The sequence below is a fragment of the Cystobacter fuscus DSM 2262 genome, assembly GCF_000335475.2.
Classification (GTDB): Bacteria; Myxococcota; Myxococcia; order Myxococcales; family Myxococcaceae; genus Cystobacter; species Cystobacter fuscus.
In genome coordinates this window covers 86,857-102,451 of record NZ_ANAH02000025.1, presented here as the reverse complement: position 1 = coordinate 102,451, position 15,595 = coordinate 86,857, and the positions used below count along the sequence as shown (strand labels likewise).

The window sequence follows — 15,595 nt, the reverse complement described above, 5'->3', positions numbered from 1 at the left end:
CGGCCTGCCCGGGATGGCTCGGCGAGCCTTTCCGCACCGGGCTCCGACTCGAATGCGTCGGGAGGAGTTCCAGGGGTGGCGGGATGGGTAGGTCCTGACTTAGGCTTCCTGGGTTTTGCTTGATGAAAGGACACTCGCGTGAAATTCGAGGTCTTCCAGGTGCTGTTCAGCGCTGCTCTGGAACGGCGGCAGCACTATCTCTCCGACCCCTCGCTGGCCCCTTGGTTCAAGAACACGGCATTGCCGCCCATCATCGGGTTCGGGCTTCCAGCCGATGAGGCGCCGGTCCATCTCGTGACGATTGCCCTGAATCCGAGTGACCGAGAGGTGACCGAGGGCTTCGTGCCGAAGTCGGACGATGCCAAGAGTCACTGGGACCGGCAGACTGGGTACTTCACGCGTCCGTACCGCACCTGGTTCGACAAGGCTGAGCGCATCGTTCGGACGGCTTCGGGCGGAGAGGTCTCCTACGGCGGCGTGTACGGGACGGGACGACGGTGCGTGCACCTCGACGTGTCGCCCCTGCCGACGGCCGGCAAGTTCGACACGGTCTTCGATGCCTCTGAACGAACGCCGGAGGAGCGCGCACGGGCGATTGATCTCCTCAAGCGGGAGTCCGACGAGTTGCTGCGTCCGCTTGTCCGCCTGCTCGTGGAGGAGCACCAGCTGCCCCGCGTCCTCATCATGGGGTACTGCCCCCCGGATGGAGGCTCCGCGACCATGAAGCGCTTCTGGGGCCGCGGCGCAGAGTTCAAGGTGCGCGATTTCGGGGCCGAGGCGGGTACGCGGTGGGCCGTGGGCGCGTGGGCCATTGGGACGTCTTTGCAGCTGCCGGTCGCGTTCCTGTCGAAGGGGCCTTCCAGTCAGGCAGGCATCGGTGACCTCGAGCAGGCGGCCTCGCGGCTCTCTCCAGGACCTTGATCGCCTCCCGGCGCGCGTCCGGGCTCAGGTGCGCGTACTTCATCATCATGTCGATGGTGGCGTGACCCAGCAGTTCCTGTGCTGCTTTGAGCGTCATGCCCTTCATCACCAAGTGGCTGGCGAACGCGTGGCGGAGCGTGTGCCAGCACCTCACGGAGTCCTGCCCCACTCGACTGCCCTTCGGTGGTGAAGCGCGGGCCGCAGCGGTACTCTCTGACCCCGGTTTGTTCTTCCTATCCGCGTAGCACGCCGGGCGCCGCGCCGTCAGAACTCGTAGTTGGTCTGATGGTAATTGAATTTTCCGCACTCGAGGCATTCGTACCAGCACTCATTCCACCGCGAGGTCTCAATGCTTCCGAAGTGCGTCGCAGAGCTTGCGTAGATGACGCGGGTCTCTTTGCTCGCGCAGTTCATGCAGCGGGAGAACCAGCCATTCGCAAGCGGATGCTCCGAGGCCGGAACGCCCGAGCCCACGTAGGTTCTCTCGTAGCCACCCCCGGGAGGATCCACCGTCGGCAACTTTACGCACGGGGGGAAATCCCGAAAGCTACCCTCAACATCCAAAAGCTTCTGCATGTGCTCGTACGCCACCGGTCGGCCACTGGTGTACGGCTTCGGCGGAGGGATTGGGCGAAGCACAGCCGCGGGAAACGTCGCTCGCAGGCGCTCGCGGTGCGTCTCGAGTGCTCCTTCGGAGATGCGGAAAATAAGCTTGTTCCCAAGCGGCAGTAGGTCTGGTGCCATTGACAGATATTTGTCTGCTTCTTCGCCGGCGAGAATTCGGACTTCCTGGTCGGTGCTTTTCATGGGTTCTCGTCCCTCTGTCGCGGTTTGAAACGAGCCGCCGAGACTTCCTTTGGGGGCGCAGTTTACCCCGTCGAACGGAGGCACCCCGTCATGACGGTCATCGAGCACAAATTCCTCTAGTGTCATCGGGACAAGTGAACGGTTCGAAGCCTCGTTGACCACCCAGATCAACTCCTGCTTTGCGCGCGTAATCGCAACATATTCGATATTGCATTCTTCCGTTCCGGTTCGGCTGAACGTGTCCTTGAGGAGGAACACCCTCTCGCGCTCCAACCCCTTGGCCTTGTGGACTGAACTGCAAATAATGAGAGGCTGGGCGCCTTTGGCGGCATCGTCAAACAGGTTCTCGATGCGAGCCTCCAGCTCCTTCGTCGTGAAGAGGTCCTCGCAGAGTGCCACGAGCATTCCGGCCTGGTCTGCGATGCGCTCGATGACCGGCTCTGGGTCCTTCGCCGCCAAGCGAGCGCGATTCGTCTCGCGCTCTTCCCAGGCTGCGAGCTTGGAGAGGAAGCTCTCGATGGTCGTCCCGCCGAGCTTCTTGACGATGGTCAGGAGGCTGCGCCCGATATCCTTCCCCTCGACCTTCGCCCTCTTGCCCCGCTTGAGGAGCTTGATGCACGTCGAGACAAGCGGCGCGTTCTTGCGGCTGAGGATGAAACAGCCGGGCGTGGCTTCGTCAACCAGCTTCGAATTCGACACGTCGCGGACGATGCCCTCGGGGGCGGTGTCTGCTGCCCTGTAATCGGACACAAGTTGCTGGGCGAGGGCCACTACCTTCTTCGGGCAGCGGTAGGTCGTCGTGAGGGGAAACTCGACCGCGCTCAACTCGCTCTTGAGCCGGTCAAGACTCTTCGAGTCGGCGCCACGGAACCCGTAGATGGCCTGTCGGTCATCGCCCACGACCACCGTGCGCCCACCCTTGCGGACCAGCTTCTGGGCAAGCAGGAGCTGGGTCAGGTTCATGTCCTGCGCCTCGTCGATCACCACGAGGTCGTACTTCGGGTGGACCATCTTCATCGCCACGGGGACGAAGATCATGTCGTCGAAGTCCACGGTGCCGTCGCGTTGCGTGGCAAGCCGCATGGCTTCGTGGGCGCACTTGGCGACCTTCTCGGTGTCCCAACCGCGCTCGCTCCATTTCGCGTCGGGTTCGACGTCGAACTGGATCGCCAACTCGACCAAGTCGGCTACGAAGCCGAACGGAGCAATGTTCTTGCCGTACTCAGCGAGCTTCCTGATGAGCTTGATCATCAGGTCGGGACTCTGGTTCCCGGCTGCCCGGCGGGCGAGAGTTAACCCCCGGTCCTTATCGAGCGCAGTGCCGTTCCAGTACGTCTTCACCGCAGCGAAGCCGAGCGCATGCAGGGTCTTCGCCGTGGCGGCGGGGTTCTTCAGCTTCGTCACCAACTCTTCCGCGATGCGCTTGTTGAACGCCGCAAGCACGATGTCGCTCTCGGGGGCGTAGGTGATGCCCTCCAGGATGGTGGTGGTCTTGCCCGTGCCCGCCCTCGCGCGAACTACCGCGTTGCCCTTCCCTGTGGCAAAGAAGTCGAAGATTGCATTCTGCTGAACCGACCATTTCCATTTTGTGTCCGCCTTGGCTCCCGAGGGTGGTGGTGCCTGTCGTGGCGGCTGCTCGCCCGCCTGGGACGCCGGCACCCGCGCTACGGCGGACGCTGGAACCGCGCGGATTGGCCGGGCCGTAGGCACGACGGCTGGCGGAGGAGCCGGAGGCGGTACGGGGGCGGCGTAGGCACCGAGGTCAATGGTCGGCTTCTCGGGGGCGACGCGGATGGGCCGGTCGAGTGCTGGCTTGGGTGGCTCTGGCGGAGGGTCGGATCGCTTGAGACCGCCGTAAGTGACCCAGATAACGATCAGCTGCACGACTATGAGCGGCGGCCAGAACAGGTTGATGACCGTCAATGCCGTCCAGACCAGCGCGGCCCCTTGCAAGTGCTTTGGTGAGATGAGGCGAACCAAGATCAACGTGACCACGATCGCCAACTGGTACCAGATCACTACCACCGGTCACTCCCATCCCGTTCGCCATCTTGGGTGGGGGGAGGGTAGCACCGCAGGCGCCCGCATCGGCGCAGAACGGGGGAGGTAGAGCCCGGGTGGCCGACGTCCTCTCCTGCATTCTCCTGCGGAGCCCCGCGCGGAGTCCTCGCGACACCGTCCTCGTCGGCCAGAGCAGTCAACGCTCCACGCTGCTCTACGGAACACCCTTCCGGATTTCGTCAGGGACTCGTCCGACCGCGGATGTCACCACACATACGTCGTCCGTGTGCTGGAAGAGTACCTGGGCTGTGGCGTGCTGGCGAACGGCTTCTCGCGCGTCCGCTACACCGGCCCGGCCTGAAGTCCTTCACGGACCTCTCGGGCCTGCCCACCCCTCCCGAGGTCGTCTTCCGCGAGCTGCTCGGCTCCAAGAACGGTGGCACCCTGGTGCACGTGCTCCGGGCGGGGGCGGCCCGTGCTCTATATCGACGAGTTGTTGGGCAACCAGGCCGCGCCTCCACCCCACCCCTTCTGGAAGTTCGCCTTCTGGGTGAGCGGCAGCGCTCCGGGGTTGCGCATCAATCGCATCTTCAAGACGGTGTTGTGCACCGAGCCGGGGCGGATCGCGCGGACCTTGCTGGAGGCCTTGGAGGGCGAGCCCATCCTCGTGCCCTCGCACGGAGCACCGCTGCGCCGGGCCGAGGATGTCTCCCGCGTCCGGGCACTGCTGCAATCAATTGCATCATGATGACGAAACCTGCAAGCCATCAGGAGCGCGAGCTGGGCTGACCTGGACAGGGAAAACGAAAAAGGCCCAGCCTCGCGAGGAGACTGGGCCGGTGCGGGTCCTAGAGGACGCGCTTCAGGACGGGCGAACGTTCTGCGCCTGCAGGCCCTTGGGGCCACGGGAGACGTCGAACTCGACCTTCTGCCCTTCCTGCAGGGAGCGGAAGCCGTCGGTCTGGATCGCGCTGTGGTGGCAGAAGAGGTCCTCGCCCCCGCCGTCCTGCGTGATGAAACCGAAGCCCTTCGCGTCGTTGAACCACTTCACGGTACCGATTGCCATTTACTCGTGTCTTCTTTCTGGTCCGGCCTCAATGAGTTGAGGCGGAGGCCGCTCCCTGTTGGGGGCGGCCATTGCCGTGTGTCACGTTTCCAGGCTCGTGCCCAGGGGTTCTTTTCGAATGTCTCCGAAAAGTGGTCCCCGTGACTGGCGGCTGGGGATGGAACCCCGGGTCTCGGGCTTCCATTCCGCGGGTTTTCGCCAAGGATTACCCGGGAGGTGTCAGGCCGGATGGCTCAGATGCCCGGAATGACGTCGCGGATCCTGTCCTCGAGGAAGTCCGACACGGAGTCGAAGGCATCGCCGGCGAGCTTGCCCACGTCGCCGCCCAGGTCCACCAGGCCCTCCAGCGCGTCCTTCGCCACGCCCACACCCGCGCGCGCCAGGTTGTCGAGGTGGCCCACCGCTGCCTCCGCGAGCTGCCCGCCCGCACCGGCCAGATCCTTCAGCGCGTCCACGCCCGCGTCGCCCAGGTCGGCCAAGGCCCCCATCACTTCCTTGCCCCCCTCAGTCAGGTTGTCCTTCCAGGCCTTGGCGACCTCCTTGAAGGATTCCACACCATCCTTGAGCAGATCCCTGGCGAACGTCTTCGCCCAGTCCGCGCGCCGGTCCACGAAGTCCTTCACGGCGGTGGCCGCGGCCTTGGCCGCCTCGCCTCCCTTGCGCGCCAGGTCCGACAGCGTCTGGCCCGCCCAGTCGCGCACCTTCGCGGCGGCCTCGCCCGGGTGCTCGGCCACGTAGCGCAGCGTGTCCACCGCCGCCTCGCCCGCCTGGGCCAGGCCGCGCACGACGTCCTCGGCCACCGCCAGGCCCTGCTCGCCCAGCGCGCGCACCGAGTCCCACGCCTTCTTCGCCAGCTCGCCGCCCTTGGCCAGCGTGTCGGAGAGGAACCGCTTCGCGTTCTCCGCGGCCTCGCCCGGGTGGGTGGCCGTCCACGCCAGCAGCTCCAGGCCCTTCTCGCCCAGCTCCTTCGCCTTGTTCACCGTGGAGCTGACGAGATCCCTCGCGCCGTTGATGAGCTCCTGGGCCTTCTCCTTCGCGGCGCCGGTCAGCTTCTCCCAGCCGGCCTTCAGGCCCTCGAGCGTATCCACGGCCTTCTTGTAGAGGTCCTTGCCGAACTTCGTCGTCAGATCGATGCCCGAGTTGACGAGGCTCTGGATGCCGTCGAGCGCCTTCTTCGCGACCTCGCCCGGGTTCTCGGCGAGGTACTTGAGCGTCTCCAGGCCCTTGGTGCCCAGCTCCTTGGCCTCGGTGATGACGTTGTCGAGGACCCTCTGGGCCTCCTTCGCGATCTCGCCTCCCTTGGCGATGGCGGCGTTGAAGGCCTCGGTGGCCTGCCGCGCCACCGCCTCGCCGTAGCGCGAGGGGTTGCGCACCACGTCCGCCATCTTGTGGATGAAGCCCGCGGTCAGCTTCAGGCCGTCGCCCGTGGCCTCCGCCGCCGACACGCCCGCGAACTCGGCCAGCTTCACGGCGCCCTTGGCGCCCGTCTCCACGCCCCACTGCGCCAGCTCGGCGGCGCCCTCGGGGCCGTAGTAGGCGGCCAGCTGCGCCATGCCCGCCGGGCCCTGCGCCGCGGCTCCGGCCAGGTTGACGGCCTTCATCCACCCCGGCGCCTCGTAGTTCTCCGGGTCCGCCTCGTACTTCGCCTTCTCCTGGTCGAAGCCGATGTCCATCGCCAGCTCGGCCGCGCCCAGCACCACGCTCGTGCCCACGTCCACGGCCACGCCCGCGCCCCCGGTGACCACGCCAGCGGCGTCCAGCGCGAGGCCCAGGCCCGCGTCCACGACATTCAACGTGGCGGCGGTGTGCGCGAAGTAGCCCAGGTCGTTGTTCTTGCCGCGCAGCTCCAGCGCTTCCTTCTCGTACTTCACCGCGTCGATGGCGTTGGGCACCGCGCCCGCCACCGGGATGGCCTTCGCCAGGTTCTTGAAGACCTTGCCGGCCACCTCGGCGGTGATCTCCACGCCCATCTTGCCCAGCGCCTTGTCCAGCACCTTCAGGCCCTGGCCCACGAGCTTGCTGCCCGCCTTGTCCACGAGCGGGCCCAGGCCCTTGATGGTCGTGTTGAGGGCGTCGGCCCCCACCCCGTCGGTGAAGCGCAGCAGCGACTTGAGCGCGTCCGCGTCCATGTCCTTCACGGCGTTGGCCAGCACCTTGCCCGCGTCGTCATCCAGCTTGGTGGCGAGCTGGGAGAGCTGCCCGGCCACCTTCGGATCGGCGAGCGTCTCGTTGAGCACCGAGTGCTCCAGGCCGCCCAGCGCCCCCACCAGCCGCTTGCCCGCGGCGGCGTCCAGCGAGTCGAGCTGTCCCACCAGGTTGTCGAGCGCCTTCGGATCGGTGACGCCCCCGAGGACGGACTCGAGGGAGTCCGGGCCCCCCAGCTTCGTGGCGGCGGCCTTCAGCTTGTCCAGCTGCGCGGGCGACAGCTTCGAGGCCAGCGCCGGATCCAACCCCTTCACGGCGACCTCGGCCAGACGCGCGCCCTGCTGGGCCACCTCGTCGGCCTGGGAGACGCCCGCGTTGCGCAGCATCTGGGCGAACCCGGTGACGTTCTTCTTCAGGTCGGGCAGCTCGGCGGCGAGCTGCGCGGCGGCCACGGCCTTGTCCTGCACGGAGGCCTTGGGATCGAAGAGGGTGATGGCGGCGCCGGCCGCGCGCAGCGGGCCGTCCAGCTTGCGCAAGTCATTGGCGAGATCGGGGAACTTCTCGCCCGCGAAGTCCTTGAGCGCCTTGCCCAGCTCGAGCGTGGCCTTGGCCTTGTCCACGCCGGAGGCGTTGGGGTCCGCCCACGTCGACACGGCGCCGATGAGCTTCTCCGCCGAGGGCAGGCCCTTGAGCGTGGTGTCCAGCACGCCCTTGAGATCGGCCGGCTTGAGGATGTCACCGGCGGCCTTCGCCAGCGTGAGGCTGGCCTTGGCCTTGTCCACCGCGGACTTGTCCGGGTTGCTCAGGGTGCCCAGCGCGCCCAGGGCCTCGGAGTTGGTGGCCAGCTTCGCCAGCTTCGAGTCCTTCACGCCCAGCCGCTCCAGCGCGTTGGGCACCGTCTGGGGGAACTGCGAGGCCAGCTCCCCGAGCGCCGTGGCCTTCTCCGAGAAGGAGCCGGTGGCCAGCTTGTTGAGCGAGTCGTACGCCTTCTTGATCTCCTCCTTGCCCTTGCCCTGGAGCTCCGGGAAGAGCTTGGGCAGATCCTTCGGATTCTCGGGCAGCGCGTCGGCGCGCTCCGGCGGAGTCTCTCCGGTCCGGGCATTGCGCGCGGTGGGGGAGCCAGAGGCCGTGGTGAGCTGGCGGACCGTGGTGGAGCCCGTGGACGGGGAGGTGCTGGTGGCCGACACCGGGGACTCGCCGCTCAGCCGGTTCTGGGCCCGGTTGTCACCCGCGGAGAACTGGTTGCGGTTGAAGAGCTGCGTCTGGGGCTTCTGGGACTCGGCCTGCTGGCGGGAGGCGGCCTCGGCGGCGGCCTTCGCGGCGGCTTCGGCGGCGGCGCGACGGGCGGCCTCGGCGGCGGCGCGACGGGCGGCGGCCTCGGCGGCGGCGCGGGCAGCGGCCTCGGCGGCGGCACGACGGGCGGCTTCGGCGGCGGCGCCAGAGTCAACGGGGCGGGACATGGGGGAGACTCCTACCGTTCAGGAAATGAGGCGGGTTTTCCCAATTATCGGCAAAGTCGGCGAGAGGTTGCGAGGCCCCTTCCCTTCTCGGATGCAGACCGAGCGGGCCAGCAGTGCGTCCCGCTCGGGCACGGGGGAGATGACGGCTCGCGTCATGGCCCTCCCCCGGTCCGGGATCAGACTACTGCCACTGGTAGACGCGCACCCAGTCGACTTCCATCGTCTGGGGCGTGTTGCGGATGAGGTCCACCGTGGACTGCGGCACGCCAGGGTACGGGTAGGTGGCGCCGTTCACGCCCTGCGGGTAGCTGCCGCCGACGGCCAGGTTGAGGATGATGTAGAAAGGCTTGTCATACACCCAGTTGCCGTACCGGGTGACCTCGGACTTGAGCGTGGTCTTCACCAGCACGCCGTCGATGTACCACTTGATGTCCGAGGGGGAGAACTCGGTGCGGTACACGTGGTAGTTGGCGACGGAGGAGTTGGGGTAGAAGCGGCTGTTGATGGGCGTATTGCCCGAGTAGCCCGGGCCGTGCAGGGCACCCGAGATCCAGTCGCTGTAGCCGACGTTCTCCATGATGTCGAGCTCACCGCACGCGGGCCAGCCCACCGTATTGATGTCATGGCCGAGCAGCCAGAACGCCGGCCAGAGGCCCGCGCCCACGGGCAGCTTGATGCGCGACTCGATGCGGGTATGGCCGAACTGCCGCTTGCCGGCGCTCTCCAGACGGCCCGAGGTGAAGGGATAGCCGTTGTTGGATTGGAGGCGGGCGGTGATCTTCAGCGTGCCGTTGCTCACCGACACGTTCTGGGACGAGGTGGTGTATTGCTGCTGCTCGTTGTTGACGTGGACGTTGGTGACGTACGACCAGTTGGAGGTGTTCACGCTGGTGCCGTCGAACTCGTCGCTCCAGATCTGCACCCAGCCGGCCAGGGATTTTTCCTCCTGCTTGGTGGCCGTCTCCTCGATGGGTTGCTCGGCACCGGCCCCACAGCCAGCGGAGACCATCAATGCGCCGCCCAGACCCCACGCCAGCAGATGCTTGAACCCACTCAGACGCTTCGAATTGGAGATCATGTTCATGTCGGGATTTCCCCTCACCCCGGCGCATCACGTCGGCGTGGCGCCCGCGAGGTAAAACCTGTTTAACATGATTCTTTGTGAAATTCCTAATAAATGATTTTTCTGGAATAGCTGACGCATCGGGTCAACGCGGGTACACCCAGGGACTATGGACGGATGCACCGTGGAGATCCAAACAGTGGGTCCACCGCCAAGAATGGGGCGAACGCAGCATCCAACCGTGGGGGAAAGCCGTGAGACATTTTATCGAAACGTTTGTGGTGATGTCGGCCGTAGCCGTCCTCGTGGGCCAGTCCGGCTGTGGGGTCTCCGATGAGAATCTCGAGGAGGGGCTCACGCCCGAGCAGCTCCAAGCACGTTGGACCTCCGAGCACGCGGGCCGTCCGGTCGGACACGCGGCCTCCTTCGAGTTGTCCGGCAGCCCGCTGATCCTCACCACGGATGGCACCGCGCGCGTCGACGCCCCCAGCACCCTGGTGACGGGTGCCAGCTTCCCGGATGACAAGTACTACGTCTTCTTCTCCGAGGCCCAGGTCGGCGCGCAGACGGGACTGTTGCTGCTGGAGGGAGAGCGGATCTCCGTCACCGCGGGCACGCTGGGCGCCGTGGCGCTTTCCAAGGCGACGGCGCGCACGCACCGGGAGGATGGAAGCGCGGCGCCCGCCGTCGAGCTGAAGACCCGGATGGCCTCCAGCGTGAGCGATCCCCAGGTCTCGTTCCCGGAGGACTGGAACCTGGCCCAGAAGGCCCTGTTCTTCTCCGATCCCGTGGCCATCCAACCCAGCGGCCTGAGCCTGTCTGGTTTCACCCGGGGCGTGCTGGTCACCGCGAGCGGCTCCACGGCGATCTCCGGAAGCGTGAAGGTGGACTCCGCGAAACACATGTACTGGTACACCACCTCGTTCATCGAGAATCAGGCGAGCGTGATCGAGTCCTCCCGGTTCGCGCTCGGTGGCGCGCCACGGGCTGGCGCGCTCGCGTCGTCGGAGCTCTCCTCCCCCCCGCCGCTGCCCGGCGGGCTCGTGGGCGTGCAGGGCCGCGTGCTCATGCAACCCGGGAGCGCCCGCAGCGAGGACTCCTTCCAGCTCACCCAGGCCATGACGGACTCGGGCCTGCTCGTTCCGGCCGAGGTGCAGGTGGCCTTCGACAAGAAGAAGGCCCTCAAGGTCGCCCAGCACGGGCGTGAGCTGCTCACGGTCGTCTACCGGGAGAAGACGATGCGGGGGGACGCCGTGCTCGCCGATCTCCAGGTCACCGGCAGCGGCAAGGAGGCGGTGCGCGTCGCGATCGACGAGCCGGAGACGCTGGTGGGAGAGCTCTGGGATGCGGTGGGTGATGCGGGGATCGCTGGCCCCGTCCTCGCCATCCCCATCGCCATCACCACGCCCTTCATCGCCATTGGCGAGTGGATCTCCTGCCTGTTCTCCACCTGCCCCGTGGCCTATCCGCTCTGGATGAAGGCGGGCACCGTGTCGCGCTTCCACGTCATCGTCCAGGGCGACAAGCTGCCCCCGGGCACCTACGACGCCGAGGTGACGCTGACCGGCCGCAACTACGCCCCCTTCACCATCCCCGTGCACTTCACCATCGAGTAGGTCCCCTGCCCGCCTGCCCCCGCCCGCTCGCACCGCGAGCCCTTCCGAGTCCCGGAGGCCGGTCGCCGGACGCCTCCTCATCATCGGAGGACACGAGGACAGGGAGAAGGACAGCGAGCGCCTCATCCTGCGGGAGGTGACCGGCTGCACGAAGGGCGGCCGGGTCATCGTCTGCACGGTGGCGAGTGATGTGCCCGGGGAGCTCTGGGCGCAATACCAGCGCACCTTCCACGAGCTGGGGTGCAAGGACGTCGTCCACCTCGACATCGAGCGGCGCGCGGACCTGCTGCTCAACCCCTCGCTGGAACTCTTCGAGGGAGCCGACGTCTTCTTCTTCACCGGCGGCGCGCAACTGAAGATCACCACGCGCCTGGCGGGCACCCGGCTGTGCGCCGCGCTCGAGGAGTTCTACCGCCGGGGTGGCACGGTGGTGGGTACGTCCGCCGGGGCCTCCGTCATGGCCGAGACGATGCTCGTGTCCGGCGTGAGCGGGGAGACGCACAAGATTGGCGAGACGTTGCAGATGGCCCCGGGGCTCGGCTTCCTCCGGGACACCATCATCGACCAGCACTTCGCCGAGCGCTCGACCGCTCCGAGCATTCCTCCGGCGCCGAGGCCACGCACTGACGCCTCCCTCTGGCACCACCCGCATGACCCGCACCACCCCAGGTTGTTGACCGTGTGTGTCAACGGGCCACATTGAACTCCAGGACAGATGCCAGTCCGGAAGGTCGGGAATATCCCTCATGAGTTCCCATGGTGTGACGGTTCGCAGGGTGCAGGCCCTGCGGGGTCCCAATCTCCACGCATACAAGACCGTGCTGCGGATTGAATTGGACATCGGTCCTCTCGAGACGCGGCCGAGCAATTCCTTTCCAGGTTTCGTCGAACGGCTGACGAGTTGGGTGCCAGGGTTGCACACGCATGAGTGCAGCGTCGGCAAGCCCGGCGGCTTCGTGGAGCGGCTGAGGCGCGGCACGTACCTGGCGCACATCGCCGAGCACGTCACCCTCGCGCTGCAGAACGAGATGGGCTTCAACGTGGGCTATGGCCGGGCGCGGGGCACGGGCGAGACGGGCGTGTACAACGTCATCGTCGCCTACGAAGAGGAGGAGCCCGCGCGCGAGGCGTTCAAGACGGCGTTGGAGCTGACGCTCGCCGCCATGTTCGACGAGCCCTACGACGCGGCCGCGGCCATCGAGCGCCTGCGAGACCTCGCCGACGAGTACCGGCTCGGCCCGAGCACCCGCGCCATCGTCGATGCCGCGCGTCGCCGGAATATTCCCGTGCGCAGGCTGACGCCCACCGGCAGCCTGGTGCAGCTCGGCTACGGCATCCACCAGAAGCGCATCCTCGCCTCGCAGACGTCCGACACGTCCGCGCTGGCGGTGGAGATCTGCCAGGAGAAGCCGCTGACCAACCGGGTGCTGCGCAACGTGGGCATCTGCGTGCCCGAGGGGCGCACCGTGCGCTCGGCGGACGAGGCGTGGGAGGTGGCCCGGGAGCTGGGGCTGCCCGTCATCCTCAAGCCCGAGGCGGGCAACCAGGGCAATGGGGTGATGGTCAACCTGCGCTCCGAGGCCGAGGTACGCGCGGCCTACGAGGTCGCCCGCCAGTACCGCGGCGACGTGCTCGTCGAGCGGCACATCGAGGGAGACGACTACCGCCTGCTGGTCGTCAACGGTCGCATGGTGGCCGCGGCGCGCCGGGATCCCGCCCAGGTCATCGGGGACGGGCGGCGCACGGTGGCGGCGCTGGTCGAGGCGGCCAACCGGGATCCGCGCCGGCGTACGGGCCACTGCAGCTCGCTGACGCGCATCAAGTTGGATGAGGCGGCCCGGGTGGTGCTCGCCCAGCAGGGCCTCACCGTGGAGTCCATCCCGGAGGCCGGGCAGACGGTCAAGCTGCGGCAGAACTGCAACCTGTCCACCGGAGGCACCGCCACGGACGTGACGGACGAGGTGCACCCGAGCAACGCGCGCATGGCGGAGCTCGCCGCGCAGGTGCTCAACCTGGACGTGGCCGGAATCGATCTGCTGTGCAAGGACATCCGGCGTCCGGTCATGGAGCAGGGCGGCGCCATCGTGGAGGTGAACGCGGCCCCCGGCCTGCGCATGCACCTGCAGCCGACGAGCGGCCTGCCGCGCGACGTGGGCGTGCCCATCGTGGAGTCGCTCTACCCGCCCGGGGCGCCCTCGCGCATTCCCATCATCGCCGTCACCGGCACCAACGGGAAGACGACCGTCACGCGCCTGGTGGCGCACATGTTCGAGACGGCGCGCCAGTGCGTGGGCATGACGAACACCGACGGCACGTACATCCGCGGCGAGCGCATCCTCGAGGGCGACTGCGCGGGGCCGAAGAGCGCCCAGGCGGTGCTGCTGCACCCGCGCGTGGAGGTGGCGGTGCTGGAGGTGGCGCGCGGCGGCATCCTGCGTGAGGGGCTCGGCTTCGACTGGTGCAGCGTGGGCATCGTCACCAACATCAGCCCGGACCACCTGGGCATGGGTGGCGTCAACACGCTGGAGCAACTGGCGCGGGTGAAGCAGGTCGTCATCGAGTCGGTGGCGAAGGACGGCGCGGCGGTGCTCAACGCGGACGATCCGCTGGTGGCGGAGATGGCGGCCGCGTGCCGGGGCCAGGTCGTCTACTTCGCGCGCGGCCCGGACAACGGCATCCTCCAGTCGCACCTGGCCCAGGGCGGCCGGGCCGTGTTCGTCGAGGACGGGGCCATCTCCACCGCCGAGGGAAGCCGCCGTCACCGGCTGGTGAAGCTCGAGCGCGTCACCTTCACCGCCGGGGGTGCCCTGCGCTTCCAGTTGGAGAACGCGCTGGCGGCCACCGCCGCGGCCTGGGCCCAGGGGCTCAACCCCGCCCTCATCGTGCGGGCGCTGAGCACCTTCCGCTCGGATCACCGCATGGCCCCGGGGCGCTTCAACGTGCTGGGCCTCGCGGGGCGGCAGGTCATCCTGGACTACGGGCACAACGTCGGGGCCATGCGCGCCATCGCCGAGACGCTCACCCAGGATGGCTCGCGCCGCACCGTCATGGTGATTGGGCTGCCGGGAGACCGCCGGGACGAGGATCTGGTGGCCACCTTCAAGGCCTCGCTGCCCTTCGTGGACGAGTACGTGCTGCATGACTTGAAGGACCGGAGTGATCGCGCGGTGATGGAGGTGCCGCGGTTGATGAGCGGTTGTCTGACCGACGACACGCCCTACACCTTCGCCATGGATCAGCGCGAGGGCATCCTGCGCGGCTTCCAGCGCACCCAGCCCGGGGATCGGCTGGTCGTCATCGCGGACATCGTGAACGAGGCCCTGGCGGTGCTCGAGGCGCTCGCCGACGTGAAGGTGGGCGAGGAAGAGACGTGCGAGGACCCGGTGTCGCGAGGTCTGGAGTAACCCACGCCCATGTTCACCCTCCTCCGCAACGGAGTCCTCCACACGCCCGCCCCGACGACAGCCCACTCGGTGCTCCGCGGCGGCGCTGAAGCTGCGCGGCAAGGGGCGGCTCGAGCCGGGCGCGGACGGGGATGTGATGGTGTTGGACGTGCGTTCACTCGAGGTCGTTCACGTCTTCGCGCGGGGACGGCAGCGGGTGCGGGACGGTAGGTTGATCGCGGGGGAGTAAGGAGGCGCGTCACATGGCGAAGCAACGGGGCGACCTGTTGATCATCGGCGGTAGCGAGGACAAGGAGTCCGACGAGGAGCAGGCCATCCTGCGGCAGGCCGCGAGGCGAGCGCTGGCGAAGGAAGGGGGCCACCTCGTCCTGCTCACCGTGGCCACCATGGAGCCCCAGCAGACGGCGGAGACGTACCGCAAGGCCTTCAGCCGGCTGGGGGTGCACCGCCTGGAGGTGCTCGACATCCGCAACCGCGACCAGGCGTATGACCCGGCCAACGTGGAGAAGCTCTCGGGGGCCGCGGTGCTGTTCTTCTCCGGAGGGGATCAGCTGCGCATCACCAGCCAGATGGGCGGCTCGCCACTGCTCGAGCGCATCTTCGCGCTGCACGAGGAGGGAGTGCCCATCGTCGGCACGTCGGCGGGCGCGGCGGCCATGTCCGAGACGATGCTCATCGGCGGCCCCGGCAGTGCCATCAATGGCGGCCCCCCACCCTGTCTGTCCTCACTGGCCATGGCCCCAGGGCTCGGGCTGCTCGAGGGCGTCATCGTGGACTCGCACTTCTCCGAGCGGGGCCGCTTCGCGCGCCTGATGGGGGCCGTCGCGCAGAATCCCCACAACCTGGGCATCGGCCTGGACGAGGACACCGCCGTGCTCGTGAGGAACAACGACGAGGAGTTCACCGTGCTCGGCTCGGGCGGCGTCTATGTGATCGACGGCCTGGGCATCCGCTACACCAGCCTCTCGGACATGCACACCCAGGGCATCCTCACCGTCCACGATGCGCGCGTGCATGTGCTGGCCCGGGACGATCGGTTCAGCCTCAAGGAGCGCAGACCGCTCCTCCCCGCGACCTGATGGACGTCTACTCGTTCATCGGGCGTCAGGGGT

The 15,595-nt window shown here is 67.5% G+C and carries 10 protein-coding genes and 1 pseudogene; 6 read left to right on the top strand and 5 right to left on the bottom strand.

Annotation, left to right across the window (positions count from 1 at the left end; translation table 11 throughout):
* Positions 1-138 precede the first annotated feature (138 nt).
* Positions 139-921 carry a hypothetical protein gene (locus D187_RS58295; protein WP_002630559.1) on the top strand — a complete coding sequence of 261 codons (783 nt, stop codon included), beginning with the start codon at positions 139-141 and terminating at the stop codon, positions 919-921.
* Between the two features lie 34 nt (positions 922-955).
* On the opposite strand, the pseudogene D187_RS58920 reads toward D187_RS58295, so the two are convergent.
* Positions 956-1,237, bottom strand: a pseudogene (locus D187_RS58920) (tyrosine-type recombinase/integrase); the annotation flags it as partial.
* Positions 1,186-3,747: a UvrD-helicase domain-containing protein gene (locus D187_RS33210; RefSeq protein WP_162159730.1), complete on the bottom strand. Its 2,562-nt coding sequence runs from the start codon at positions 3,745-3,747 to the stop codon at positions 1,186-1,188. The pseudogene D187_RS58920 and the gene D187_RS33210, both read right to left, overlap by 52 nt.
* 457 nt (positions 3,748-4,204) lie before the next feature.
* On the opposite strand from D187_RS33210, the gene D187_RS33205 reads away from it, so the two are divergent.
* The gene (locus D187_RS33205) at positions 4,205-4,477 is read left to right on the top strand and encodes a hypothetical protein (RefSeq protein ID WP_002630557.1); all 273 of its coding nucleotides are present in this window, start codon (positions 4,205-4,207) and stop codon (positions 4,475-4,477) included.
* Positions 4,478-4,591: 114 nt separating this feature from the next.
* Here the strand turns inward: D187_RS33205 and D187_RS33200 are convergent, their stop codons facing one another.
* The 3 genes from D187_RS33200 to D187_RS33190 all read right to left on the bottom strand — a co-directional run bounded on the left by D187_RS33200 (position 4,592) and on the right by D187_RS33190 (position 9,484).
* Entirely contained in the window at positions 4,592-4,795 is a 204-nt protein-coding gene (locus D187_RS33200; protein ID WP_043432638.1) for a cold-shock protein, read from the bottom strand.
* A gap of 233 nt (positions 4,796-5,028) precedes the next feature.
* Positions 5,029-8,400, bottom strand: coding sequence for a hypothetical protein (locus tag D187_RS33195; RefSeq protein WP_002630555.1), 3,372 nt, complete (start codon positions 8,398-8,400; stop codon positions 5,029-5,031).
* Between the two features lie 181 nt (positions 8,401-8,581).
* Positions 8,582-9,484 (bottom strand): glycoside hydrolase family 16 protein, encoded by a 903-nt coding sequence (locus D187_RS33190; protein ID WP_002630554.1) that lies wholly within the window; start codon positions 9,482-9,484, stop codon positions 8,582-8,584.
* A 263-nt stretch (positions 9,485-9,747) separates the two neighbouring features.
* On the opposite strand from D187_RS33190, the gene D187_RS33185 reads away from it, so the two are divergent.
* The 4 genes from D187_RS33185 to D187_RS33170 all read left to right on the top strand — a co-directional run bounded on the left by D187_RS33185 (position 9,748) and on the right by D187_RS33170 (position 15,562).
* A complete protein-coding gene (locus tag D187_RS33185) occupies positions 9,748-11,079 on the top strand; it encodes a hypothetical protein (RefSeq protein WP_076606274.1) in 1,332 nt (443 codons plus the stop codon).
* A gap of 13 nt (positions 11,080-11,092) precedes the next feature.
* Positions 11,093-11,782: a cyanophycinase gene (locus D187_RS33180; RefSeq protein ID WP_081713954.1), complete on the top strand. Its 690-nt coding sequence runs from the start codon at positions 11,093-11,095 to the stop codon at positions 11,780-11,782.
* Positions 11,783-11,825: 43 nt separating this feature from the next.
* Positions 11,826-14,483, top strand: a complete 2,658-nt coding sequence (gene cphA / locus D187_RS33175; protein ID WP_076606273.1) for a cyanophycin synthetase — start codon at positions 11,826-11,828, stop codon at positions 14,481-14,483.
* Positions 14,484-14,725: 242 nt separating this feature from the next.
* Positions 14,726-15,562, top strand: coding sequence for a cyanophycinase (locus tag D187_RS33170; protein ID WP_002630549.1), 837 nt, complete (start codon positions 14,726-14,728; stop codon positions 15,560-15,562).
* The last annotated feature ends 33 nt before the right edge of the window (positions 15,563-15,595 follow it).

Coding starts and splice junctions, on each gene's coding strand:
- D187_RS33185 (WP_076606274.1), top strand. CDS start 9,748: ATGTCGGCCGTAGCCGTCCTCGTGGGCCAGTCCGGCTGTGGGGTCTCC.
- D187_RS33195 (WP_002630555.1), bottom strand. CDS start 8,400: ATGTCCCGCCCCGTTGACTCTGGCGCCGCCGCCGAAGCCGCCCGTCGT.
- D187_RS33170 (WP_002630549.1), top strand. CDS start 14,726: ATGGCGAAGCAACGGGGCGACCTGTTGATCATCGGCGGTAGCGAGGAC.
- D187_RS33190 (WP_002630554.1), bottom strand. CDS start 9,484: ATGAACATGATCTCCAATTCGAAGCGTCTGAGTGGGTTCAAGCATCTG.
- D187_RS33200 (WP_043432638.1), bottom strand. CDS start 4,795: ATGGCAATCGGTACCGTGAAGTGGTTCAACGACGCGAAGGGCTTCGGT.
- cphA (WP_076606273.1), top strand. CDS start 11,826: ATGAGTTCCCATGGTGTGACGGTTCGCAGGGTGCAGGCCCTGCGGGGT.